Source organism: Candidatus Sarcina troglodytae, assembly GCF_015708635.1.
GTDB classification, from domain to species: domain Bacteria; phylum Bacillota; class Clostridia; order Clostridiales; family Clostridiaceae; genus Sarcina; species Sarcina ventriculi.
This window is the reverse complement of the sequence record NZ_CP051754.1, coordinates 2,267,314-2,293,003: the sequence shown is the minus strand read 5'-3', so window position 1 is coordinate 2,293,003 and position 25,690 is coordinate 2,267,314. Positions and strand designations below refer to the sequence as shown.

19 protein-coding genes, 1 pseudogene and 2 riboswitches are annotated in these 25,690 nt (G+C 27.1%); of the genes and pseudogenes, 16 read left to right on the top strand and 4 right to left on the bottom strand.

Translation table 11 applies throughout. The features are described 5' to 3' along the window. Positions 1-62: 62 nt before the first annotated feature. On the bottom strand, positions 63-1,400 hold the full coding sequence (locus tag HH195_RS10645; RefSeq protein ID WP_196371063.1) for an MATE family efflux transporter: 1,338 nt from the start codon (positions 1,398-1,400) through the stop codon (positions 63-65). Positions 1,401-1,560: 160 nt separating this feature from the next. Between HH195_RS10645 and HH195_RS10640 the strand changes: the two genes are divergently transcribed. From HH195_RS10640 to HH195_RS10590, 11 genes and pseudogenes are all read left to right on the top strand, one after another. Further along, positions 1,561-2,484 (top strand): hypothetical protein, encoded by a 924-nt coding sequence (locus HH195_RS10640; RefSeq protein WP_055258895.1) that lies wholly within the window; start codon positions 1,561-1,563, stop codon positions 2,482-2,484. Between the two features lie 627 nt (positions 2,485-3,111). Beyond that, positions 3,112-3,936, top strand: coding sequence for a BglG family transcription antiterminator LicT (licT, locus tag HH195_RS10635; RefSeq protein WP_055258893.1), 825 nt, complete (start codon positions 3,112-3,114; stop codon positions 3,934-3,936). Between the two features lie 141 nt (positions 3,937-4,077). Continuing rightward, a complete protein-coding gene (locus HH195_RS10630; RefSeq protein ID WP_196371062.1) occupies positions 4,078-5,934 on the top strand; it encodes a beta-glucoside-specific PTS transporter subunit IIABC in 1,857 nt (618 codons plus the stop codon). 175 nt (positions 5,935-6,109) lie between these two features. Next, a complete protein-coding gene (locus tag HH195_RS10625) occupies positions 6,110-7,567 on the top strand; it encodes a glycoside hydrolase family 1 protein (RefSeq protein ID WP_055258889.1) in 1,458 nt (485 codons plus the stop codon). A 242-nt stretch (positions 7,568-7,809) separates the two neighbouring features. Beyond that, a pseudogene (locus HH195_RS10620) lies at positions 7,810-8,775 on the top strand (aldo/keto reductase). Between the two features lie 533 nt (positions 8,776-9,308). Then, on the top strand, positions 9,309-9,950 hold the full coding sequence (locus tag HH195_RS10615) for a ferric reductase-like transmembrane domain-containing protein (protein WP_196371061.1): 642 nt from the start codon (positions 9,309-9,311) through the stop codon (positions 9,948-9,950). 252 nt (positions 9,951-10,202) lie between these two features. Beyond that, positions 10,203-10,823, top strand: a complete 621-nt coding sequence (locus HH195_RS10610; RefSeq protein ID WP_058993445.1) for a DUF488 domain-containing protein — start codon at positions 10,203-10,205, stop codon at positions 10,821-10,823. A gap of 191 nt (positions 10,824-11,014) precedes the next feature. Continuing rightward, positions 11,015-12,610: an alpha-glucoside-specific PTS transporter subunit IIBC gene (locus tag HH195_RS10605; RefSeq protein ID WP_196371060.1), complete on the top strand. Its 1,596-nt coding sequence runs from the start codon at positions 11,015-11,017 to the stop codon at positions 12,608-12,610. Between the two features lie 30 nt (positions 12,611-12,640). Continuing rightward, the gene (locus HH195_RS10600; protein WP_196371059.1) at positions 12,641-13,174 is read left to right on the top strand and encodes a hypothetical protein; all 534 of its coding nucleotides are present in this window, start codon (positions 12,641-12,643) and stop codon (positions 13,172-13,174) included. A 141-nt stretch (positions 13,175-13,315) separates the two neighbouring features. Further along, on the top strand, positions 13,316-14,644 hold the full coding sequence (locus HH195_RS10595; protein WP_196371058.1) for a 6-phospho-alpha-glucosidase: 1,329 nt from the start codon (positions 13,316-13,318) through the stop codon (positions 14,642-14,644). 204 nt (positions 14,645-14,848) lie between these two features. Then, the gene (locus tag HH195_RS10590; protein WP_196371057.1) at positions 14,849-15,616 is read left to right on the top strand and encodes a MurR/RpiR family transcriptional regulator; all 768 of its coding nucleotides are present in this window, start codon (positions 14,849-14,851) and stop codon (positions 15,614-15,616) included. Positions 15,617-15,782: 166 nt separating this feature from the next. On the opposite strand, the gene HH195_RS10585 is transcribed toward HH195_RS10590, so the two are convergent. Then, the gene (locus tag HH195_RS10585) at positions 15,783-16,592 is read right to left on the bottom strand and encodes an undecaprenyl-diphosphate phosphatase (protein WP_196371056.1); all 810 of its coding nucleotides are present in this window, start codon (positions 16,590-16,592) and stop codon (positions 15,783-15,785) included. A 222-nt stretch (positions 16,593-16,814) separates the two neighbouring features. Here HH195_RS10585 and HH195_RS10580 point away from each other — a divergent pair, with 222 nt between their 5' ends. The 5 genes from HH195_RS10580 to HH195_RS10560 all read left to right on the top strand — a co-directional run bounded on the left by HH195_RS10580 (position 16,815) and on the right by HH195_RS10560 (position 22,108). Then, positions 16,815-17,453, top strand: coding sequence for a lactate utilization protein (locus tag HH195_RS10580; protein WP_196371055.1), 639 nt, complete (start codon positions 16,815-16,817; stop codon positions 17,451-17,453). A gap of 64 nt (positions 17,454-17,517) precedes the next feature. Beyond that, positions 17,518-17,745 (top strand): hypothetical protein, encoded by a 228-nt coding sequence (locus HH195_RS10575; protein WP_196371054.1) that lies wholly within the window; start codon positions 17,518-17,520, stop codon positions 17,743-17,745. A gap of 71 nt (positions 17,746-17,816) precedes the next feature. Next, positions 17,817-17,928: riboswitch (SAM riboswitch) on the top strand. Between the two features lie 175 nt (positions 17,929-18,103). Beyond that, a complete protein-coding gene (locus tag HH195_RS10570; protein WP_243278502.1) occupies positions 18,104-19,537 on the top strand; it encodes an amino acid permease in 1,434 nt (477 codons plus the stop codon). Positions 19,538-19,672: 135 nt separating this feature from the next. After that, positions 19,673-19,783: riboswitch (SAM riboswitch) on the top strand. 161 nt (positions 19,784-19,944) lie between these two features. Further along, positions 19,945-21,231, top strand: a complete 1,287-nt coding sequence (locus tag HH195_RS10565) for an O-acetylhomoserine aminocarboxypropyltransferase/cysteine synthase family protein (protein WP_055258865.1) — start codon at positions 19,945-19,947, stop codon at positions 21,229-21,231. Position 21,232: 1 nt separating this feature from the next. Further along, entirely contained in the window at positions 21,233-22,108 is an 876-nt protein-coding gene (locus HH195_RS10560) for a homoserine O-acetyltransferase/O-succinyltransferase family protein (protein ID WP_055258862.1), read from the top strand. A 73-nt stretch (positions 22,109-22,181) separates the two neighbouring features. On the opposite strand, the gene HH195_RS10555 is transcribed toward HH195_RS10560, so the two are convergent. Together HH195_RS10555 and HH195_RS10550 are read right to left on the bottom strand one after the other, a co-directional pair. Beyond that, positions 22,182-23,549, bottom strand: a complete 1,368-nt coding sequence (locus HH195_RS10555; RefSeq protein ID WP_196371052.1) for a YjiH family protein — start codon at positions 23,547-23,549, stop codon at positions 22,182-22,184. A gap of 198 nt (positions 23,550-23,747) precedes the next feature. Then, a complete protein-coding gene (locus tag HH195_RS10550) occupies positions 23,748-25,613 on the bottom strand; it encodes a hemoblobin-interacting domain-containing protein (RefSeq protein ID WP_196371051.1) in 1,866 nt (621 codons plus the stop codon). Between the last annotated feature and the right edge of the window lie 77 nt (positions 25,614-25,690).

Genomic DNA, 25,690 nt, shown 5'->3' with positions numbered 1-25,690 from the left:
TAAAAAATCACAATATCTCAACATATATTGTGATTTTTTACTTATAAATTATTTATATAATTTTATTTTTTAGTAAATTTTGAATCTTTGATTAAAAAGCATATTGCAACTAAAGATGCAATAAGATTAGATAAAGGTAGTGCTATCCAAACGCCTAATACCCCTAAGTTAAATACATAGGGAAGTATATAAAGCATTGGTATAAAAAAGATAATTCTTCTTAACATTGATAGAATTATAGATTGTTTTGCATATCCAATAGCTCTATAAAAAGCAATAGATAAAAAATATACGCCAAGAAGAGGTGAAGCTAAAAGAGTAATTCTAAGAACATGGCTACAATTATTTATTAATGATAAATTGTTAGTGAACATAGCCACAAAATCTTTAGAAAAAATAATCATAATAATTGTAGCTATTAAGCATATGGAGGTTGAAATTATGGCACTAAACTTTACGGTGTCTTTTATCCTTTTGAAGTTTTTAGCACCAAAATTATATCCAATTAAAGGTTGAGAACCTCTTGAAAATCCACCAGCCGACCTTTGAATAAGTGAAGTTAATTTATAAACTATTCCATAAATTGCAACAGATTCTGTGCTTCCTAAAGAATATAAGACATTATTTAAAAGAACAATTGAGATACTTCCTGTAAGTTGATTTAAAAATGTTGAAAATCCAATAGGAATAGCTTTTTTTAGCATATCAATATTATATCTTATATACCTAGTTCTAATTTTTAACATAGCTTTAAATTTAAAATAATAAACTATATAAAGGAAGTTTATAAATTTTGATAATGTTGTGGCAAGCCCAGCACCTGTAACTCCCCATCTTAAAAGAACTATGAATATATAATCTAAAATTATATTAGAAACAATACTAATTACTGTTCCATACATTGAATAGTTAGCGCTACCTTCTGCTCTCATAACATTATTTGATGCTAAACAAAGAGGAAAAAATAGTGTCCCTATAAACATCATTCTAGCATAGTTTGTAGCATATGGAATAATACTACCTTCAGCAGAAAATAATTCTACAATTTGTTTTGGAAAAGATACTCCTAAAATACATAAAATTATAGCAAGAGTAGTTATAAAAGCAAAAAGAGTTCCTATGGATTCTTCAGCTTTATCATAGTGTTTTGCACCTATTTGTCTTGAAATAAAAGAACCTATGCCAGATGCAAAAAGAAGTGTTGAAGCTGAAATAATCATTTGAATAGGAAGATAAATAGATACAGCGGCTATGCCCACATCCCCTACATATTTACCTATAAAAATAGTATCTATAATATTATAAATGACTGTGGAAAGTGCAGATAATGTAGCAGGAAGGGTTAAAACAAAAATGGCTTTATGTAATTTTTCTTCACCTAATAAATATTCTCTATTCATATATTTCTCCTTTGTATAGTTAATAAGCAACAATTATTATTATAAACTAATGTTTACTTGTAAACAATATTTAATAAATTGTTAATGCTAATCAACTTTATAGATTTATAAGTAAAAATATGATAAAATTTAAGAAAAGATTTAAGAATGGAATGGTTTTATGAGTAAAACTTTTAATGTGTTAGGGAAAAATGTAACTTTTAAAGATGAGGAAAAATTATATATTGATATAAGAAATATATTTTATAAAGAAGCATTAGATAGCTCGCAAAATTTCATTAATAAATTTAATAAAAAGTATACAAGCCTTGATGATTTTATGATACGAGGTAATAAAGATGGGCTTAAGGTTATAAATAATGCTTTAGAAAAAGGTTTTTATGTTTTAAAAAGTGCAGGCATAAATAACATAGATTTTAATTGCTTTGAGAAATATAGTAAAAATTACTTAGGAAATTTCAAAAGAAGTTTCTTAAATTTAAAAGAGCAATATAATAATCTTATGGATAGTAAATATAAAAGAAGGAATAGACGGGTTAGAAGAGTTGTAAAAAAGGGTTTAGTAAGGTCTAGTGGTAGAGGATATAAATCTATTGAGGAATCTTTAGAGTCAAAGTTCTTAGAAGTACTTTATGAGATTGGAAGTATCATTGGAAACGTTTTTGAAAATATAAAATTAGATATAAAAATTAATAATAAAATGACAAAAATTTTTAAAGATATAGAGACGAAAGAAAAATTAAAGAAGGGTATATACAAAGATGTTTTTAGTATCCATTATGCAATTATAGATATAATAAATGAAAAAAAAGGGTATGAAATAAATGCTTTTTATGATAATAAAGGTAAAAAAGAAGCAAATAATATTTATTATAAATTAATTGATGGAGAAATAAAAAAGGATAAAATTAGAGAGAAATCTCAAGAAATGATATATAAATATCCTTTTTCTAAAAAGTTTTATAGGTTTATTATAGGATATTTTAGAAATTATAATAAAGAAATAGAGGAATATGCTGAATTTTTTGGGATTGATGTAAAGACAATTAGATTAAAAATGTTAAAATCAAAAAAAATTGTATAATTTTTATATAATAAATACATTTCAACTTAATTAAAATGATAAAAAGACCATGAATTTATTCATGGTCTTTTCTGGCAGTAATATAGAGAATAGAATATATTAAAACTCTATACTTAGTAATAAGTGTGAATTATTAGGAATTATTAATTATAAGTTAAGTTGTTTTATAAAGCGAAAATTTCTATTTTGCTTTAAGTAAAATTTTATGATTTAATAATAAACGTTATTTAACCATAGAAAATATTATTTAATAATTATTTTCTATAATTATATTATATACGAAAAAATGTATATGTCAAATGCATATTTTAATTATATAATTTTTTTATAATAAATTCTAGTGTAAAACAATAATTTTAACAATGCGAATATATTGTTATAATCAAAATTCATTTGATTTTTGAACTTTAAAATCTTTTATATAAGTAAATTTATATAAAATTCCATTTAAATAGAAAGTAGAGATAAGTGTTAAATATATAAAAATAATAAAAAAGTTACAAAACAGTATTTACAATTTATTATAAAAATGGTATATTAAAAGTAGTTAGACGTTTACAAAATATATAATCATTTAATAAATTTTTTGTTTTATGTGTTTGCATAAAAGATGTGAGGGTTGCAAAGATGATTATAAAAAAAATTTTTAATAATAATGTAGTTCTAGCTAAAGAAAAAAATAAAGATGAAATTATAGCAATGGGATGTGGAATAGCTTTTAAAAAGAGGTCAGGAGATATTTTAGATAAAGATTTAATTGAAAAGACTTTTATTTTAAAAGAAAATAATGCATCAGATAGATTTAAATCTTTATTAGAGAATGTTCCAATAGAACAAATTAAGGCATGTTCAAATATCATTGAATATGCTAAGGCAAATTTAAATGTTAAATTGAATGATTATATTTATGTAACACTTACAGATCACATAAATCATTCAATAAATTTATATGATGAAGGAATTAGCAAACCAAATATTTTAGGTTGGGAAGTAAAAAAATTTTACAATAAAGAATATAAAGTAGGGTTAAAAGCATTAGATATTATTGAGGAATATACCAAAAAAAGACTTCCAAATGATGAAGCTAGTAATATTGCTCTTCATATTATAAATGCTCAAATTAATTGTTCATCAAAGGAAAGTTTAGATGCTATAAAAATAGCCAAGTATATTCAAGGAATAATGACAATAATAAGGTATACTTATAATATAGACATTGATGAAAATTCACTGAATTATGATAGGTTTATTACACATTTAAGATTTTTATTAAAAAGATTAAATGATAATAATATGATTGAATCAGATAATGATTTGTTAGAACAAGTGAAAGAAAAATATAAAAAAGCATATAACTGCATGTTAAAAATAGAAAAGTTTTTAGAAGTTGATATGTCAAATGATGAAAAGTTATATTTAACAATTCATATACAAAGGGTTACTCAGAGATAATTTAAAGATTAAAATTAAATAATTTTGGATTGTTACTTGGATTTACAAGGCAATACCAGTATTAATAGAATTTTTTTAAGTTCTATTAATACTAGTATTGCCTTTTTATATTATAAAAAATTTAATAAGGGGGGTAATTTTATGAAGTATGAAAATTTAGCTAAAGACATTATAAAAAATGTAGGTGGAAAAGAAAATATAAATAGTTTATGTCATTGTATTACTAGGTTACGTTTTAAATTAAAAGATGAAAGTAAGGCAAATACAGATGTATTAAAAAAGATGGACGGTGTTGTAACCGTTGTAAAGAGTGGAGGGCAATACCAAGTTGTAATAGGAAATCATGTGCCAGATGTTTATGCTGATGTTTGTAGTGTTGCAGGAATTAGTGATAATGCATCTAGTGGGGAAGTAGAAGAAAAGATGAATCCTCTTAATAGATTTATTGATATAGTATCTGGAGTTTTCCAACCTATACTTGGGGTTTTATGTGCAACAGGTATGATAAAAGGCGTAAATGCTATTCTTTTAGCAACAGGTCTTGTAACAGAAGGTTCAGGTAGTTATATAATTTTAAATTCAATAGGGGATAGCTTAATGTATTTCTTCCCTATATTCTTAGGATATACAGCAGCTAAAAAATTTAAATTAAATCAATTTTTAGGTATAGCAATTGGAGCCTCTATGGTTTATCCAACTATTACAGCTTTAGCAGGAACAACAATTAACTTTTTAGGAATCCCAGTAGTTATGCCATCTAGCGGATATGCATCAACTGTTATTCCAGTAATTGCAGCTGTATATGTAGCTTCTAAAATAGAGCAAATGTTTAAAAAAATTATACCAGATGTAGTTAAAACATTTTTAGTTCCTTTTTGTACGTTATTAGTTGTAGTGCCTTTAACATTTATAGTAATAGGACCAATAACATCAACAGCAGGGGATTTATTAGGAAGTGTTACTTCAGCTATTTATAACTTTAGCCCATTAGTTGCAGGTTTATTCATTGGTGGATTTTGGCAAATATTTGTTATGTTTGGACTTCATTGGGGATTAGTTCCAATAGCGTTTAATAATTTAGCAGTTTTAGGCTATGATTCTGTTTTAGCAGTTTCAGTTCCAGTATGTTTTGCACAAACAGGAGTAGTAATTGCAATAATGCTTAAGGCTAAAAATAAAAAATTAAAATCTTTATGTATTCCAGCAATAATTTCAGGAATATTTGGAATTACCGAACCTGCAATTTATGGTATAACTCTTCCAAGAAAAAAACCATTTATATTAAGTTGTATAGGTGGTGCTGTTACTGGAGGTGTTGTAGGATTTTTTGGATGTAAAGGATACTCAGCAGGTGCAACAGGAGTTTTTGCTCTCCCATCTTATATAAATCCAGCAGGAATAGATAGTAGTTTATATGGAATGGCTATAGCTATGGTAGTTGGATTGGCAGTAGGATTTGCTTTAATGTTCTTCTTTGGCAAATTAGACGAAGAAGATTTAACTGATGGTGAAGTGGTAGAAACAGTTAAGAAATCTATAATAAAAGGAGAAATATTGACAAGTCCAATAAAGGGAGTAGTTAAGTCTTTATCAGATGTTAAAGATGAAGCTTTTGCTAGTGGGTTATTAGGAAAAGGTATAGCAATTGAGCCTAAAGAAGGTAAAATTATTGCACCAGCTGATGGAACGTTAACAACTCTTTTTCCAACTCTTCATGCTTTAGGAATTACAACAGATAGCGGAGCAGAACTTTTAATTCATGTGGGAATGGATACAGTAAAGCTACAGGGGAAACATTTTAAGGCAAGAGTAAAACAAGGTGATAAGATTAAAAAAGGTGATGTATTATTAGAGTTTGATATAAATGCTATAAAAAGAGAAGGATATTCTTTAGAAACTCCAGTAATAATTACAAATTTTGATAAGTATTTAGATGTTATAGAAACAAATAAAGATATTATTGAATATGGAGAAAATCTAATAACAGTAATGTCTTAATAAGATTTTAAATAAAATAGATATTATGTTTAGGTTAGGTGAAATTTTTTTCACCTTTCCTAAATATATAGTTAATTAAAATTTAGTTAGATAAAATATTTTTATTTTCGATATGTGTAACCTTATAGGTTATAGATATTAAAAATAAAATATAAAGTAATTAGGGGGAATAAGTATGAAAACAGATGTTAAATTTCCAAAAAACTTTCTATGGGGAGGAGCAACTGCTGCTAACCAATTTGAAGGTGGATATAGAGAAGGTGGTAAAGGATTAAGTACGGCTGATGTTATGACAGGGGGAACACATACTACAGCTAGAAGAATAACTCCAGAGCTTGAAGATAACACATACTATCCAAGTCATGAAGCAATAGATTTTTATCATAGATATAAAGAGGATATAGCACTTTTTGCTGAAATGGGATTTAAAACATTTAGACTGTCTATAAACTGGACAAGAATTTTTCCAAATGGTGATGAATTAGTTCCAAATGAGGCAGGATTAAAGTTTTATGATGATGTTTTTGCAGAATTAAAAAAATACAATATAGAACCATTAGTAACTATATCTCATTATGAAACTCCATTTGGATTAACTAAAAAATTTAATGGTTGGTTAGGAAGAGAAACTATCGACTGTTATTTAAGATATTGTGAAACTATATTTAATAGATATAAGGATTCAGTTAAGTATTGGTTAACATTTAATGAAATAAATATATTAACTCATGGACCTGCAGCAGCATTTATGGGAGCTGGAGTTATGTTTGACGATATAAGAGAATTAAGATTTGGGCCATCTGAAAAAGACCATAATCAAGAATGTTTCCAAGCACTTCATCATCAATTTGTTGCAAGTGCAAAGGCTGTGCAACTTGGTCATTCAATAAATAAAGATTTTAAAATTGGATGTATGATAGCATATGGTGCTCAATATCCATATACTTGTAACCCTGAAGACGTATTATTAGCAGAGCAAAAGGAAGAGTTTTCAAACTATTTATGTGGTGATGTTCATGTAAGAGGAGAATATTCAGGATTTGCTAAGCGTTTCTTTAAAGAAAATGATATACAAATAAAAATGGAAGAGGGAGATTTAGAAACTTTAAAAAATGGATGTGTTGATTTCTATACTTTCTCATATTATATGTCTAATTGTGTAAGCAACAATCCTGATGTAGAAACTACAGGAGGAAATCTTTCAATGGGATTAAAGAATCCCTATTTGGAAGCAAGTGATTGGGGATGGCAAATTGACCCTGTAGGATTAAGAATTACTTTAAATAAAATTTATAATAGATATCAAATTCCATTAATGGTTGTTGAAAATGGTTTAGGTGCTGTGGATAAAGTTGAGGAAGATGGCTCAATTAATGATGATTATAGAATAAATTATCTAAAGGCTCATATTGAGCAAATGAAAGAGGCAATTGGTGATGGGGTTGAACTTTTAGGATATACTCCTTGGGGATGTATTGACCTTGTAAGTGCTGGAACTGGTGAGATGAAGAAGCGTTATGGCTTTATATATGTTGATAAAAACAATGATGGAACTGGAACTTTAAATAGATTAAGAAAAAAGAGTTTTAATTGGTATAAAGAAGTTATAAACTCAAATGGTGAGAATTTATAATTTTAAAATTTATTTTAATAGTAGTAAGAATAATATCATGGAATATTCACATAGTATTTCCATGATATTTTTTTTGGAAAAAATATATTTATAAGGATAATTAATCTGCAATAAAAATACTTGCTTTTGAGTTAACTCAAAGATATATCATTTATATATAAAGAAGAAATTTAAATTAATAAAATCTACATATATTATAGTTTAAATATAGCAAACTATGATTATTAAAAGGAGAGATGGAAATGAAAAAACGTATTTTAGGAAATGATGGTCTTGAGGTTTCTGAAATAGGGCTTGGATGTATGGGGATGGATCATGCTTATGGACCTGCTGCTGATAGAAAAGAAATGATTAAATTAATTCATAGAGCAGTAGAAATGGGATGTAATTTTTTTGATACTGCAGTGGTTTATGGAGAAAATAATGAAAAACTTTTAGGAGAGTCATTAAAATCTTTTAAAGAAAAAGTGGTTATAGCTACTAAGTTTGGTATAACAGGAACAGTTATTAATGATGGAAAGTTAGAACATGTTTTAGATAGCACTCCAGAATCTATTAGGAAACAATTAGAAGGTTCTTTGAAGTGTTTAAAAGTTGATTGTATAGATTTATATTATCAACATCGTATAGATCCAAAGGTAGAGCCAGAAGTTGTAGCAAGAACAATGAAAAAATTAATAGAAGAGGGGAAAATAAAGCATTGAGGATTGTCTAATGCACCTATTGATTATATGAGACGTGCTCATGCTGTGTGTAAAGTGACAGCTATAGAGAATCAGTATTCTATGGTATGGCGTAAGCCAGAAAAAGAATTATTTGATGTGTGTGAAGAGCTGGGGATTGGTTTTGTTGCTTATAGCCCTCTTGGAAATGGTTTTTTAAGTGGAAAACATACAAAAAACACAAAATATGATAAAAATGATTTTAGGAGCTTTATGGGAAGATTTAAGCCAGAGGTTATGGAAAATAATCAAAAGTTATTAGATTTAATTTTTGAAATTGCTAAAGATAAAAATGCTACACCAGCTCAAGTAGTTTTAGCTTGGGAACTTGCTCAAAAATCTTTTATAGTACCTATTCCAGGAACAACTAAAATCCATAGATTAGAAGAAAATTTAGGGGCTGTTAATATTAAACTAACAAAAAATGAGTTAGAAAATATTAATAATGAGTTAAATAAAATTAGTATAGATGAAACGCATTTTTAAGATAAAATTTTTAAAGATAGGAGTGTATTCTTAAATATGAGGAACAATTAATTCCTGAAAATAAGCAAAAAAATAAAGATTAATATTAGTTGTAAAAAAGGTAATAAGTATTGCTAATTGTCCATTTTAGTAATACTTATTATTTTTTAGTTGTTCAATAATTTAAATTATTAATAAAATGTAAATTAAAAACAAAATTATTGACAATGGTATAAAAACATATTACAATATAACTGTAAATGAAAATCATTATCAATTAAATGAAGGATAAATTAAATAATTTTACAAGTCAATACTTTTAAAGCATTGGTTATTAAGTTTTTTCCACAAAATCGGATCATATTAAACAAACAATGTTTAATTGATAAAGAGTTTACTTTTAATTGAATATTCACATATATGGTTAAAAGAATTTCGTTTGACATCTCTTTTTTTAGGAGCTATATCTTTTGATAAAGCTCCCTCTTTTTAAATGAAAGTATTAAAATTAATTAGTGTTAAGTTACTAAAAGGATTACTGGAGGTAATTTAATTTGGAATATATTTCATCAAATATAAAAAGGCATAATAGGGCTATATATTTACTTGCCATATTATTGGTTGTGTTGATTACATATTGTGAGTTAAATAGATTAAGCAGTTTTTTGCCAAGTCATTTAAAATATATAGAAAAATTAACTTATAATGGTTATATATCTACGTTTTTATTTGTTGTTGTTATGTTTATGGGAGTCATGAGCAGAAATATGTCTTTAACAAAACATTTTATGAAAATAAGGGCTGAACTTGCAATAGTAGCATCGTTATTAATAGTCCCACATATTTATGTTCATGGACTAAAACTAATTATGATATTAATGAGCGGAAAGCATCTTACTACAAATCGTATAATATATTCAATTGCAGGTGTCTTAGCAGTTGTTATAATGATTCCACTTTTTGTAACATCATTTAATTTTGCAAAGAGAAAATTAAAGGGGGGAATGTGGAAAAAGATTCAAAGATGGTCTTATGTGTTTTATGGTTTGATTTATGTTCATATTTTATTTGCGTATTTAAATAGTAAAAATATAAATATGAAAAATGTAATAATATTAAATATTGTTTTCATTTGTTATACCGTCTTAAAACTAATAAAAGTATTTAATAAAAGCAATAAAAGAAGTAAGATGTAAAGCTCATTTATATAAATTTAGATTTCTTAAGTAAATTAATTTTTAAAACACTAAAATCGACATTAACTATAAAAAAACGCTATGTTTTAAATAAGCAATTATAAATTTGTTGTTTATTTTGATGTAGTGTTTTTTTATTTTATATTTCAGAATAAAAGTTAAATATCAAACTATTTTCTGTAAATAATAAAGTTATAATAGAACAGTAGAAAAATTTTTTTATGATTTATAAAAATGAGAGGGGATATGCTTATGAAAATATATACTTTGGGTCATTCAAATTATAGTGTTGAAAGGCTTATGGAGATGTTAAGGTATTATGATATTAATTGCGTTGTAGACATTAGAGGAACACCTTACTCGAAGTATAACGTTTGGTTTGATAAGGAAGTTATAGCATATACACTTAAAAAAAATGGATTTACTTATATCTACATGGGAGAAGAATTTGCGGCTAAAAGAGTTAGGAAAGTTTCTTACAATAAAGAAGGATATGCTGATTTTGATAAGGTTATTTTAGAAGAAGAATTTTTAAGAGGAATCAAAAGACTTAAAACAGGACTAGAAAAAGGATATAAAATAGTGCTTTTAGGTGCTATGCAAGATCCTATAAGGTGTCATAGAAGCATTTTAGTTGGAAGAGAACTTGAAAAACATGGATTTGATGTAAATCATATATTAGATGACTATTCATTAGCTTCCCAAAGAGATATTGAAGAAAGTCTTTTAGATAAGTATTTTAAGGATAGAAATCAGCTAACTATAGATAACATTCTTGGAAATGCTAAGAGTAGAGAGCAGTTAATTGAAGATGGATATAAATTTGCTAATAAGGAAATTGGCTATAGGATAGAAAATATAAATAAAAAATAATGCTTATTTTAAATTATTATAACATCAAAATAATGTGAAATTTCACATATTCATGTAAACATTTCCAATAATGAGTAAAAAAGAACTAAAAATACAAATATATAGATAACTTCATTGATAAATATTAAAATAATATTAGTAATAATTAATTTTGTTCTTTTAAAATAAAATTATTAAGGGGGATGATGCATATGATGCAGAAAATTCAAAGATTAGGTGGAGCTATGTTTACTCCTGTACTATTATTTGCTTTTTCGGGAATGATGGTTGGATTTGCAACATTGTTTAAAAATCCAGTAATAATGGGGTCGATAGCAAGTGAATCTACTTTTTGGTATCAAATGTGGAATGTCATAGAGCAAGGTGCATGGACAGTATTTAATCAATTACCTCTTCTATTTGTAATAGGGTTACCAATAGGGCTTGCCAAAAAGCAACAAGCTAGAGCTTGTATGGAGGCTGTAGTTGTATATTTGACTTTTAATTATTTCTTAGGAGCGATTCTTGGAACATGGGGAAGTAGCTTTGGAGTTGATTTTACAGCAGAAGTTGGAGGAACAAGTGGTTTAGCTAATATTGCAGGTATTAAAACTTTAGATACCGGTATGATAGGTGCTATTTTAATTTCTTTAACTGTTGTTTCTATTCATAATAAGTTTTTTGATGTTGAACTTCCAGAAGTTTTAGGAATATTTAAGGGGTCATCACTAATAGTTATAATTGGTTTCTTTGTCATGATACCAATAGCATTTTTAGTAGCAGCTGTTTGGCCAAAAGTTCAAGGAGCAATAGCATCATTACAAGGATTTTTATTATCATCTGGTGCAGTTGGAGTTTGGATTTATACATTCTTAGAAAGAATTCTTATACCAACAGGGCTACATCACTTTGTATACAGTCCGTTTATGTATGACTCTATAGCTGTTGATGGTGGAATAACAGCTTATTGGGCAACTCATTTAACAGAGTTTTCAATGTCAACAGCACCGCTTAAAACATTATTCCCAGCAGGTGGATTTGCACTTCATGGAATGTCAAAAATATTTGGTAGTGTTGGTATAGCAGGAGCATTTTATGCAACAGCTAAGAAAAATAAAAAGAAAATAGTAGCTGGTCTTTTGATACCTGCAACATTAACTGCAATAGTGGCAGGGGTTACAGAACCTTTAGAATTTACATTCTTATTTATAGCTCCATTATTATTTGCAGTCCACGCAGTTTTAGCAGCAACTTTATCTGCAACAGCTTATATATTTGGTGTAGTTGGTAATTTTGGTGGTGGATTAATTGAATGGGCTTCACTAAACTGGATTCCTTTATTTAGTAGTCATGGTGGAACTTATATAAAACAAATTGCTATTGGATTAGTATTTACAGGAATATATTTTGTAGTATTTAGAACTTTAATTTTGAAGCTTGATTTAAAAACTCCAGGTAGAGAAGATGATGAAGAGGAAACTAAGCTTTATACAAAAGCAGATTATAAGGCTAGTAAGGGAATGGGTGTTGCTATGGATAGTATAAGTCCAGCAGAAATAGACAGCACTAATTTAAGTAAGGCACAAATTATATTAAATGCTTTAGGTGGAGCTGACAATATCGAAGAACTTAATAACTGTGCAACTAGACTTAGAGTTTCAGTTAAAGATCCAAGTTTAGTTCAAGATGTTTCTGTGTTTAAAAAGGCAGGTGCTCATGGACTTGTTAAAAAAGGAAAGGCAGTACAAGTAATAATAGGAATGTCAGTTGTTAAATTTAGAGAAGAAGTTGAAGTTTTAATGAAATAATTAAAAGCTTTTAGAGAAAGGAATGATTGCATGAAAGCAGTAAGAAAAGGTGTAGTATCTAAAAGAAGTACAATTAATAGTTTAAAGGATAAAGAGTTTAAAATAAGTTATAAATGGATAAGCATTAGTATGTTTTTTTGTTTGAGTATTCCTTTAGTGTTTTTGATGTGCTTATACGCTATATCATTAATAAGTGGAAGAGGTGTTTTTGATCCGATATTAATGAATAGTAAAATAACTTTAGCATTTATAATTTCTATGTTGGGTATATTTTGTGCCTATGTATGTAATCGTTCTGTTAAGATACTTAAAGAGAAAAATGATGTAAATAGTGCAAAGAGAAATTTAATAATTATAGCAATAGCGCAAGGGTTAGTGGCAAATATTTTTGGATTTGTTCTTATAGTTTTTGCGATAATAAAGACGTTTAAAATAAAGTCTTTTAAGGAAATTAATATCAAAGAAATATTTATAAAAAGTAAACTAGATTTAGATTTTATATTTAGTTTGTTTATACTATTTGTATCAGCAATGTGTTTGATTCTTATAGTGAATATTTATTAGTATTGTGAATATTCACAAGATAAAGAACTAAATAACAAAATAAGTAGAAAAATATCTAAAGAGTGAAAGTTAATTGCATTTATTTAAACGTTTTGATAGTATTAAATTACAATATATGTATTAATTTAGGGGGTATTTATTATGAAAAAATTTTCAATAGTTGTAGCAGGTGGTGGAAGTACTTTTACTCCAGGAATAGTAATGATGCTTTTAGATAATTTATATAAATTTCCAATAAGAAAAATAAAATTCTATGATAATGATGAAGAAAGACAAGATACAATAGCAAAGGCTTGTGAAATATTAATAAGAGAAAAAGCTCCAGATATTGAATTTTTAGCGACAGTAGATCCAGAAGAAGCATTTACTGATGTTGATTTTGTAATGGCACATATTAGGGTTGGAAAATATGCTATGAGAGAATTGGATGAAAAAATTCCTCTAAGACATGGTGTTGTTGGACAAGAAACTTGTGGACCAGGAGGAATAGCGTATGGCATGAGGTCTATTGGTGGAATAATTGAAATAGCTAAATATATGGAAAAATATTCACCAAATGCGTGGATGTTAAATTATTCAAATCCAGCTGCCATAGTTGCAGAGGCTACAAGAAGACTTCTTCCAAATTCAAAAATATTAAATATATGTGATATGCCAATAGGAATTGAAGGGCGTATGGCAAAGATAGCAGGATTAGAATCAAGAAAAGATATGATAGTTAAGTATTATGGTTTAAATCACTTTGGATGGTGGTCAAGCATCACAGATAAAGAAGGAAATGATTTAATGCCAAAAATAAAAGAACATGTTGCTAAAATTGGATATGATACAGATTCAACAGGAGAAGTGCAACATACAGATGCTAGTTGGAGTGACACTTATAGAAAAGCTAAAGATGTGTATGCAATAGATCCAACTACACTTCCAAATACTTATTTAAAATATTATTTGTTCCCAGACTATGTAGTTGAACATTCGGATAAAAACTACACTAGAGCAAATGAAGTAATGGATGGAAGAGAAAAGCATGTATTTGGAGAATGTAGAAGAATTGCAGAAGCTAATACTTCACAAGGTTCTACTTTAGAAATAGATGAACATGCATCTTATATAGTTGATTTAGCTAGAGCAATAGCATACAACACTCAAGAAAGAATGTTATTAATAGTTGAAAACAACGGTTCAATAGAAAACTTTGATAAAACAGCAATGGTTGAAATCCCTTGTTTAGTTGGAAGTAATGGACCAGAACCATTAAGAATTGGTGATATTCCAAGATTCCAAAAAGGATTAATGGAACAACAAGTTGCAGTTGAAAAATTAGTTGTTGATGCATGGATTGAAAAATCATATCAAAAATTATGGCAAGCAATTTCTCTATCAAAAACAGTACCAAGTGTAAAAGTTGCTAAAGAAATCCTAGATGATTTAATTGAAGCTAATAGAGAATTCTGGCCAGAATTAAGATAATGAATTAATTATAAGCTGTACTAGTAAAATATCTAGTACAGCTTATTTTTTTATATTGTATGCTTATTGGGTGTTTTAAGTATGCAATATGAGAAACATAAATATATATTTAATACAATAAAAACTGTTAAGAATAAAGAGAAATAAAAATATAAATACTTGGTTAAATTTGTTATAATAAACTTATATAAAGGGGGAGTTATTATGAAAATTGATGATTTAGTTAATTTGCATTATGATAAGTTAAATCAAAGTGATTTGCACATTTGGAAATATATAAACGCTCATAGAAAAGAAAGCTCTAATTTAACTATTGATGAACTTGCATCAAGGTGTAATGTGTCAAGAACTACAATTTTAAGATTTGCTCAAAAGTTATCTTTAAAAGGATATAGCGAATTAAAGGTATATTTAAAATGGGAAAATAAAAAAGTAAATAAAGAGACGGATAGCATTGAAAGTGTATGCGATATGTTTAAAAACAGTATAGATGAAATGGAAAAAAATGATTATCATAAAGCTTGTAAAATGATTTATGATAGTAAGCGTGTATTCATTTATGGAACCGGTTTTTTTCAAACTTTAGTAGCTCAAGATTTAAAAAGAGTTTTTTTATCAGGAAAAAAATGTTTTTCTATAATAGATGGAATAAGAGAAATAGATTTAACATTAGATGCATTAACTTCAGAAGATTTAGTTATAATAATATCTTATTCTGGTGAATCAAGTCAGGTGAAAAGCTTTGCTAAACAATTATTGATTAGGGATATTCCTTTTATTTCAATAACTCAGCTTAAGACAAATAATCTTGCAAGGTTAAGTAATGAAAGTATTTATATAAATACTAAAACTGTTAATGTAGGAAATAACATAAGTTATAATTCAACAAACTTATTTTTTATATTTGTAGAACTGTTTTTCTTAAAATATATGAATTATAAAAATGCTATTGAAGGGGAGAAAGATAGTTAAAAGTATTTGTAACATTTAGTTATCTTAAGATATTTATAAAATAAATAATTGTTTAAATATATATAATATGTTATCTTCAATTGATATGTATTTTAGAATAACATAAAAATTAAAAGATAAAAAATAAGGGTTAATATGAAAAATCATATAAGCCCTTTATTTAATTTTAAGCTAAAAGATAAAAATAACCTAAAACTAATATTCCAAGTATTATTCTATAATAACCAAAGAATTTAAAGTCATGTTTTTTGATATAGTCCATAAGGAATTTAATTGCAATAACTGATACTATAAAGGCAACGAAGCATCCTGTAAGTAAAACTCCCCATTCAAGTGCATTAAAAGCAAAACCTGCTTTAACAAGTTTTAATGCACTAGCACCAAGCATAGTTGGAATAGCTAAAAAGAATGAAAATTCTGCTGCAACAAATCTTGATGTTCCAAGTAAGATTGCTCCAATTATTGTAGCACCAGACCTTGATGTTCCAGGAATTAGGGCCAATACTTGAAAACATCCTATAAAAATAGCTGTTTTATAAGTTAATTGTGAAAATGTTTCAATTTTAGGTTTTTTATTTCTGCTTTCTAAGATTATAAAGATAACTCCATATACTATAAGCATTATTGCTACAGTTGTTGGGTTAAAAAATATTTCTTCTATTTTGTCATCAAATAAAAGTCCAATTATTCCAGATGGAATAACTGCAATTATAACTTTAAGCCAAAGGCTTATAGTGTCTTCCCTTTGCATTTTTGTTTTTGATGGGTCAAAGGGATTTAGCTTTTTAAAATATAAAAACAATACTGCAAGGATAGAACCAAATTGAATTACAACAAAAAATGTGCTGATAAATACTTGAGAAAAGTCAAGTTTTATAAATTCATCAACTAATATCATATGTCCTGTACTACTTACAGGAAGCCACTCGGTTATACCTTGTACAATTCCTAGTATTATGGCTTTTAAAAATTCCATTAATATACCCCCGATTTTTTAATATGTTAATAAGTATGCAAATATAATTATATATATAATATAGAATTAATGGAATAATTTGATATAAAAGTTAACAATAAGTACATAAAAATTAATGACTAGGTAGATAAAGTTGTATATATATGTAATTCATTCTATAATGAATAATATATAAGATTTATTATTTGTTATAAAGTATATAGATGTGTGGAGGAAATGATTATGAATGATGATATTAAATGGTTAAATGAAATTAGAATTGAAAAGACTATAAAGGCTTTAAATGATAATGGGATGGAAGCTTGTTTAGTTTCTGATAAAGAAAGTCTTATAAATAAAATTGATGAGATATTAAAAGAGGGAAGTTCTGTAACTTTAGGTGGCACTATGACTGCTTTTGAGGTAGGAATTGTTGATCATTTAAAGAGTGGAAGATTTGAGTATTATGATAGATATAAAGAAAATTTAACTGAGGAAGAGAGAAAAGATATTTATAGAAAAGCTTTTTCTTGTGATGGATATATAACAGGTTCTAATGCTATAACAGAAGATGGAGAACTTTACAATGTAGATGGTAATGGTAATAGAGTTGCCGCTATGATTTATGGACCGGATAAGGTAATAGTTATAGCTGGAGTTAATAAAATTGTTAAGGATTTAAATGAAGCAAAATCTAGGGTTGAAAGAATTGCAGCACCTGCTAATGGCAAAAGATTAAATAGAAAAACACCTTGTGCAAAGGTTGGATACTGTATGGATTGTAAGAGTCCAGAAAGAATGTGTAGGGAATATACTGTTATTAAAAGACCTATTCCAGGAAGAATTCATGTTATATTTTTAAATGAAGAATTAGGATATTAAAGGAACTAAACATTTTAAGCCTTAATATTATATTTATGTGATAATTATTATATAAGGTGATATTATGTGTTCAGATGTCTCACTTTTAAATATAGCTATAAATTTTTTACCTTTAAATGCTAATATTGTTTCTATTAATAAAAAAAATAATACAGGTATGAGACGTAATGCTAACGATAACTTAATTGTTCAATATATATATAATGGTACTGATTATACATTAATTTTAGAGAATAACAATGATTATTGGAGAGTTAAAGAAACATATAATGAGTTTTTAGAAATATTTTAATGTTTTTTATGGTTGAAGAAATTTATTATAAAGAGTATAATAAGTTTAAAATTAAATATTAATGAATAAGTCTTTTATCAAGAACGGTGGAGGGACTGGCCCTGTGAAACCTAGCAACAGCCAATAAATCGTATTGGAATTGTGCTAAATCCTGCAAGAATGTATTTTCTTGAGAGATGAGAGAGAATTTAGTTAAATTAGTTAATAATTTTTAGTTAAGATAGAAACTATTTCTTTGTCGTCTTGCAAAGAAGTAGTTTTTTTGCTTTAGAAAAAATATGTTTTGAATTATATATTTTAAACAATGGATTGTTCTAAAAATTAGATTTGAAAGTTAATGAAAGAGGAGGTTTTTTGTTTGGAGAATAAAAAGAAGCTTTCAATGTTTGGATTTTTGTTTATAACAGGTTCAATCCTTGTAGAGTTGTATGAATATCCAACCTTTGCAACATCAGGCTTTAGTGCTGTGTTTTATTTATTAGCTGGAGGATTTTTATGGTTTTTACCAGTTGTATTGTGTGCAGCAGAGATGGCAACTGTTGAAGGATGGAGTGAGGGTGGAGTTTTTACTTGGACCAAAAATACTTTAGGTGAAAAATGGGGATTTGCTCACATATTTTTTCAGTTTGTTGTTTTTACAATAGGTGCAGTAACAATGATATATTATGTTGTGGGTGCAATAGCATATGTAACTGGATGGACAGCGTTAAATTCAGATCCAACACTTAAATTTTTAGCAGTAATTATAATTTTCTGGGCTGTAACTTTTATTCAATTAAGTGGAATAAGAAATACGGCTAAAATAGCTAGAATTGGATTTATAGGTGGTGTTTTAATACCAGCATTTATTTTATTTATTTTATCAGCAGTGTACATATTTTCAGGAAATCCAATTGATATAGACATAAGTACAAAGACATTTTTACCTAATTTTACAAATATAAATTCATTGGTTGTATTAGTGTCATTTATGTTATCTTATATGGCGGTTGAAGTTTCAGCAACTCATGTAAATGATATGAAAAATCCAAAAAGAGATTACCCAATAGCAGTAATTATTTTATTATTTTTAGCAATAATTTTAAATACAATAGGAGCTATATCAGTAGGTGCAGTTGTCCCTAAATCAGTTCTTAGCTTAAATGAAGGAGTATTTCAAACTTTTGCACTACTTATTAATCACTTCGGGCATTTTTCATGGCTTGTGGATATTATAATAATTTTCTTAGCGATTGGTTCTATTGCAGAGGTTAGTTCTTGGATTGTAGGACCAACTAGAGGACTTTCTGTTGCAGGTGAATATGGAATATTTCCTAAGGGGTTAGCTAAAAGAAATAAAAATGATGTAGCACCAAAACTTTTAATAATTCAAGGAATTGTTGTTACAATGTGGGCAATAGTTTTAACTTTTGGAGGCGGAAGCTCTAATGTTTCATTTTTTATGGCAATGACATTAACAGTTATTGTTTATCTTGCTGCATATTTTTTATTTTTCTTAGCATATATTAATCTTGTACTTAAGAAAAGAAATTTAAAGAGAGCTTACGAAATACCTGGGGGAATAGTAGTAAAACTTATTTTAGCTATAATAGGTTTAATATTTTCAGTAATAGCCTTTATAATATCTTTCTTGCCACCATCTGGTCTTCAAAGTGGTAGTATAGGAGAGTATACAACAATATTAATTGTTTGTTTTGCAGTAACTATGGTGTTACCTTTTATAATTTATTATGTGTTTAAAGGAAGAAAGATTAAAGCAACTTCAAATAATGTAGAAGCTAAGGTTAGTTAGATTAAAATATTATTAAAGTTTTTATAAATAGGAATATTTTACTTTAAATATTATTATAAATTATATTAAGAAGTTGTAACAAATAAAATAAATATTAAATATTATAAAAATATAATTAAAAAATAAATAAAAAATCTTTTATCAAGAATGGTGGAGGGACTGGCCCTATGAAGCCTAGCAACAGCCAATAATCATATTGGAATTGTGCTAAATCCTGCAAGAATTTATTTTTTTGAGAGATAAAAGTAGTTTATGAGTACATTAATTTAGTAACTAAACTATTTCTTTATCTTTTTAGATATAGAAATAGTTTTTTATTTTATAGAAAAATAAAATTTTATTTATCATGTATAAGTTAATTATTATTGATTATTGCTAAAAAATGTAGTATTAAGGGGGAATTAATAATGAATAAAGAAAATTTGAAAAAAGAAACATTATGTATAAAAGGTGGATATAATGGTGAAACGTTAAATTCAGTTACGTTACCAATAGTTCAAAGCACATCTTATAGATTTGATAGTGCAGAGCAGGTGGCTAATCTTTTTGATTTAAAAGAAAATGGGCATATATATTCTAGAATAAGCAATCCAACCGTGGCTGCACTAGAAGAAAAATTAACAGCTCTTGAAGATGGAGTTGGTGCAGTTTGTGTATCATCAGGTCAGTCAGCAGTGCTATTAGCCGTTTTAAATATTTGTAAAAGTGGTGATCATGTAGTTTCAGTTTCTAGTGTTTATGGTGGAACTTTTAATCTATTTAATGTAACATTAAAGACTTTCGGAATAGAAACAACATTTGTTGATCCTTATGATAGTGAAGATGAAATTTTAAGTAAGATTCAAGATAATACTAAGCTTATATTTGGTGAAACCATAGGAAATCCTAGCCTTAATATATTTGATTTTGAAAAATTTTCAAAGGTTGCAAAGATATCTAATATTCCTTTAATTATAGATAATACAACTGCAACGCCGTATCTGTTTAATCCATTTAAATATGGAGCTAATATTATTGTTCATTCTACAAGTAAATATATAGATGGTCATTCGGTAGCGTTAGGTGGTGTGATTATTGATGGAGGTAATTTTGATTGGGAAAATGGAAAATTTAATGAGCTTACAGAACCAGATCCAAGTTATCATGGGTTAAAATATGTGGAAACTTTTAAAAATTCAGCGTATATAGTTAAGCTTAGGGTAACGCTTCTTAGAGATTTAGGGAATGCAATTAGTCCTAATAATGCCTTTTTAACTAACCTAGGATTAGAAACATTGCATTTAAGAATGGATAGACATAGTAAAAATGCTCTAGCCTTAGCTAAATTTTTACAAACTCATAAGAATGTAGAATGGGTTAATTACCCTCTTTTAGAATGTAATAAAGATTATAAGATAGCTAAAGAGTATTTACCAAAAGGAGCATCTGGTATATTAACATTTGGTGTAAAAGGAGGAGTAAAATCTGCTAGAAAACTTATAGGTAGTTTAAAATTAATTCCTTTGGTTGTTCATTTAGGAGATGTTAGAACAACTTTAATACATCCAGCTAGTACAACACATAGGCAATTATCAAAAGAAGAACTTAAAATTTCAGGTGTATCAGAAGATTTAGTTAGGGTTTCGGTAGGAATTGAAAATATAGATGATATAATATGTGATTTTGAGCAAGCCTTAAATAAGGTAGGATATTAAAATGACCATTTATATTTCAAAAAAATTTCAAGCAATAGAGATATTAAAAGATGAAAATATAAGTATAAATTTTAATGGATGTAAACATGGGGCAAAGCATATTGGAATAGTTAATTTAATGCCTAAAAAAAGTGAAACAGAAGCTCAAATAGTAAAACTTTTAAATAACTGTGATGAGGATTTGAATATTCATTTTATAAAAATAAATACTTATAAATCAGAACATGAAAATTATAGATATATGCAATTAAATTATGAGGATTTCGATGAGATTAAACAAAAGCTTGATGGGATTATAATAACGGGAGCCCCATTAGAGAAAATAGAATTTAGAGATGTTTCTTATATAGATGAATTAAATGCTATATTAGATTATATAAGAAAGAATAAAAAATACTCGCTTTATATATGTTGGGGGGCACAAGTTGCTTTGAATCATTTCTATGGCATAAGAAAAGAGTTAAAGGGAAGTAAAATATTTGGAGTATTTAGACACAAGATTATAAAGAGAGATGATATTTTAAAAGATGTTTATAATTCTTTTAAATCACCTCATTCAAGGTACACATCTTTGAATAGACAAGATATAGAAAATAGCAATAGTTTAGAACTTTTGGCTATAACAGAGGAAAATGAAGAACATATTTTAAAGGGAAACTTTAATGATTATTATATTTTAGGACATTTAGAGTATGATAAAGATACGCTAAAGAAAGAGTATTTAAGAGATTTAAATAAAGGATTAAAAATTAATATTCCAAAGTATTATTTTAAAAACAATTCCATAGAAAGTGATATAGATTTTAGTTGGCGAGAAGATGCTATTAAAATTTATAGTAATTGGATTAAAATTATAAGTAAAGACAATGGTAAATAAAATTTTAAAAACTCCTAAGTATAAAATATTTAGGAGTTTTTGATTATAATAATTTATTTTGTTTAACTGTTTTTTAAAATAATATATGAGCAATAAGAGTTATTATAGGCAATGTTATCAATGTTCTCATTAAAAATATTATAAACAAATCTTTAAGTTTCAAAGGTATTTTAGAACCTAAAATTACACTTCCAACTTCTGAAAGGTATATAAGTTGTGTTACTGAAACGCAAGCTATTATAAATCTTGTCATATCTGATGATATTTTTGTAGCCATAACTGATGGTAAAAACATATCAGCAAAGCCAACTATAACTGTTTGCGAAGCCGCCTGAGCTTCTGGTATTCCTAAAAGTTTAAGTAGCGGAATAAACGGTGCTCCAAGCCATTGGAATATTGGTGTATATTCTGCAAGTCCTAATGCGATAGTTCCCATAGCCATAACTATTGGTAAAACACCAATCCACATATCTAAAACATTTAGAAATCCTTCTTTAAAAAAAGCTTTAATACCCTTTTGAGTGGATGCTTTTTTTATAGCTAAATCAAGACCAAAGGTAAATGGGGTATAGCCATTTGGAATTTTTTCTGTGCTTTTAGGTTGTACTCCATTATGATATTTATTAGGAATATTTTTAAGTGGCCAAGTCCTAGGTAAAACTATAGCAGCGATAATTCCAGAAATCATAACAGTTAAATAAAATGGTATGAACATATGGCTAAGACCAACTTGAGATATTATAACAAAACTAAATGTAACTGACACAACAGAGAAAGTTGTACTAATTACACAAGCTTCTCTTTGGGAATAGAATCCTTCTTCATATTGTTTTGAAGTTAGCAATACTCCAATTGTTCCATCTCCAAGCCAAGATGTTATACAATCTACTGAAGATCTTCCAGGAAGCTTAAATAATGGTCTCATTATTTTGGTAAGCATAGAACCACAGAACTCTAAAAGACCAAAGTTTAATAATAATGGTAGGAATAATCCTGCAAAGAAAAATACCACAAACAACGTAGGTAAAAGTCCTGTAAGTATAAATGCACCTGTATCTTCAGAAGATATAAAGCCTGGCCCTATATTTAAATAAGACATTAAAACAAATAAAGCTCCTAATATTCTTCCAATTAACCATATAGGTTTTATATCAAAAAATGTTTTACATACTTTATTATTAATCATAAATTTAGGTTTTGTTATTTTGTAAATTGCAGTAATTACACCAACTAAACAAATCAAAATTGTAAGGACAAGGGGTAATATATCACCTAATAAGCCTTGTACAATATTTGAACAAACTGCAATTGGAATTGAAAGTTCACCATTATAGTAAATGGGAACCATAAATAATGTAACTCCTATAAGAGAAGGGATTATAAATTTTAATAGATTACTATTATTATTTTTTTGTTTGTTAGTCAACTCCTTAATCAACATAGAATTTCCCCCTTACATGTATAAATATAAAGTAAATTTAAGTAATACTTGTAAATTATACAAATAAATATATAAAAAATCAATAGTTTCAAAGGAATTAATTTAAAAAAAATAATATTTATGTATAAATATACAAATTAATAATAAAAGTAAAAAACTTCTCTTTATTAAATTTAATATAAGAGAAGTTTTTTATGATTATTTAGTAATTTTTAATCCATTAATATTAGATAATATTTTAGTTGAAGTGACATTATTTGCACTAATATTTAATGATTGAAGATTAGATACGTTAGCAAGTGAATCAATATTTGTTATATTATTATGGCTTAAATCTAAGTTGTTTATAGTTAAGCCGTCTAGAGCACTTATATCACTTAAGTTATTATATGATAGATTTAATGAATTTATATCAAATCCTTTTAATTGTTGAATTCCATTTAAGGTAGTTAAATGTTGTCCAGATAAATTAATATCAAGAGGGGCAACACCGTAGTTATTTTCGACACCATAGCAATATGAAGCTAAATTATAATATGTTAGTTCATTAGGACTTACTTGAATAGCGTTTGCAACAGCATTAGCTAAAGCTTTATTCCCATCAAAAGTCATAGGTGTTTCAACAGGGTTTACAGTTATATTATTGCTATTTGTATTAAGTGTTATTGTATTATAGTAAGGTATCTCTATTTTAATAGTATTATCTCCAGTCTTATTTACTAAAACATTATTTATAGTTAAAGAACCACTATAATCATAGTTTTCAGTATATGTTTTTCCATTAATAATAACATTTATATTAACATTAGTTAAATATGCATTCCAATTAAACATATTTCCAAAGTTTATTGTTAGATTTTCAGTTTTTGTAGTTTGAATTCCGTTTATAGTTGCTGTGGCTTCGCCTAAATGGTTAGTTATACCATCTACTGATGCTAGAACATAATTTGTGCCAACTTCATCAATTTTAAATCCATTGTTTTCTTGTGTTAATGTATTTTGATTTTTATTTGATAAAGTTATGTATTTAGAATAATAGGATGTTTCATTTGTGCCTAGTGCCCCATTAACTATTTCAATATCATTCTTTGTTAAGTTAATTACACTACCAACAGTTCCGGTATAATTGGAATTCTTTAATTTTAATTGAAGTTGGTTAGATAAACCTTCTATAAAGTTATTATTTAATCCATTGCTTGTTAATCCTTTTATTCCAAATGATAATGGATTTTGGCTTAACAAATTATTTTGAGCAGTAACACTTGTTAAACTTTTTATTCCTTCTAGAGGAGTAAGAGATGATATATAATTATAATTAACATTTAGTGTATTAATATTTGATATTTTGTTAATAGAATCTAGGTTGGTTATATCATTATGGCTTAAGTCTAAGTTGTTTATAGTTAAGCCATCTAGAGCACTTATATCAGTTAAGTTATTATTTGATAAATTTAATGAATTTATATCAAATCCTTTTAATTGTTGTATTCCATTTAAGGTAGTTAAATGTTGTCCAGATAAATTAATATCAAGAGGGGCAACACCGTAGTTATTTTCGACACCATAGCAATATGAAGCTAAATTATAATATGTTAGTTCATTAGGGCTTGCTTGAATAGCGTTTGCAACAGCATTAGCTAAAGCTTTATTCCCATCAAAAGTCATAGGTGTTTCAACAGGGTTTACAGTTATATTATTGCTATTTGTATTAAGTGTTATTGTATTATAGTAAGGTATCTCTATTTTAATAGTATTATTTCCTGTCTTATTTACTAAAACATTATTTATAGTTAAAGAACCGCTATAATCATAGTTTTCAGTATATGTTTTTCCATTAACAATAACATTTATATTAACGTTAGTTAAATACGCATTCCAATTAAACATATTTCCAAAGTTTATTGTTAAGTTTTCAGTCTTTATTGAGTTTGAATTTGTTGTGATAGTACTATTAATATTGTGATTTGGTAATGTTTGAGCGTAGGTTACAGTTGTTGGTAAACCAATTGCTCCTATTAGTAAAGCAGAGCTTATAATTAATCCATAAATTTTTTGTCTATTCATTTTAATCCTCCTGTACGTATTGAATATGAATCGATATTCTATGTATTCATATTTATTAAACGCAATTAATAAATTAA

Coding starts and splice junctions, on each gene's coding strand:
- HH195_RS10645 (WP_196371063.1), bottom strand. CDS start 1,400: ATGAATAGAGAATATTTATTAGGTGAAGAAAAATTACATAAAGCCATT.
- HH195_RS10640 (WP_055258895.1), top strand. CDS start 1,561: ATGAGTAAAACTTTTAATGTGTTAGGGAAAAATGTAACTTTTAAAGAT.
- licT (WP_055258893.1), top strand. CDS start 3,112: ATGATTATAAAAAAAATTTTTAATAATAATGTAGTTCTAGCTAAAGAA.
- HH195_RS10630 (WP_196371062.1), top strand. CDS start 4,078: ATGAAGTATGAAAATTTAGCTAAAGACATTATAAAAAATGTAGGTGGA.
- HH195_RS10625 (WP_055258889.1), top strand. CDS start 6,110: ATGAAAACAGATGTTAAATTTCCAAAAAACTTTCTATGGGGAGGAGCA.
- HH195_RS10610 (WP_058993445.1), top strand. CDS start 10,203: ATGAAAATATATACTTTGGGTCATTCAAATTATAGTGTTGAAAGGCTT.
- HH195_RS10605 (WP_196371060.1), top strand. CDS start 11,015: ATGATGCAGAAAATTCAAAGATTAGGTGGAGCTATGTTTACTCCTGTA.
- HH195_RS10600 (WP_196371059.1), top strand. CDS start 12,641: ATGAAAGCAGTAAGAAAAGGTGTAGTATCTAAAAGAAGTACAATTAAT.
- HH195_RS10595 (WP_196371058.1), top strand. CDS start 13,316: ATGAAAAAATTTTCAATAGTTGTAGCAGGTGGTGGAAGTACTTTTACT.
- HH195_RS10590 (WP_196371057.1), top strand. CDS start 14,849: ATGAAAATTGATGATTTAGTTAATTTGCATTATGATAAGTTAAATCAA.
- HH195_RS10585 (WP_196371056.1), bottom strand. CDS start 16,592: ATGGAATTTTTAAAAGCCATAATACTAGGAATTGTACAAGGTATAACC.
- HH195_RS10580 (WP_196371055.1), top strand. CDS start 16,815: ATGAATGATGATATTAAATGGTTAAATGAAATTAGAATTGAAAAGACT.
- HH195_RS10575 (WP_196371054.1), top strand. CDS start 17,518: ATGTGTTCAGATGTCTCACTTTTAAATATAGCTATAAATTTTTTACCT.
- HH195_RS10565 (WP_055258865.1), top strand. CDS start 19,945: ATGAATAAAGAAAATTTGAAAAAAGAAACATTATGTATAAAAGGTGGA.
- HH195_RS10560 (WP_055258862.1), top strand. CDS start 21,233: ATGACCATTTATATTTCAAAAAAATTTCAAGCAATAGAGATATTAAAA.
- HH195_RS10555 (WP_196371052.1), bottom strand. CDS start 23,549: ATGTTGATTAAGGAGTTGACTAACAAACAAAAAAATAATAATAGTAAT.
- HH195_RS10550 (WP_196371051.1), bottom strand. CDS start 25,613: ATGAATAGACAAAAAATTTATGGATTAATTATAAGCTCTGCTTTACTA.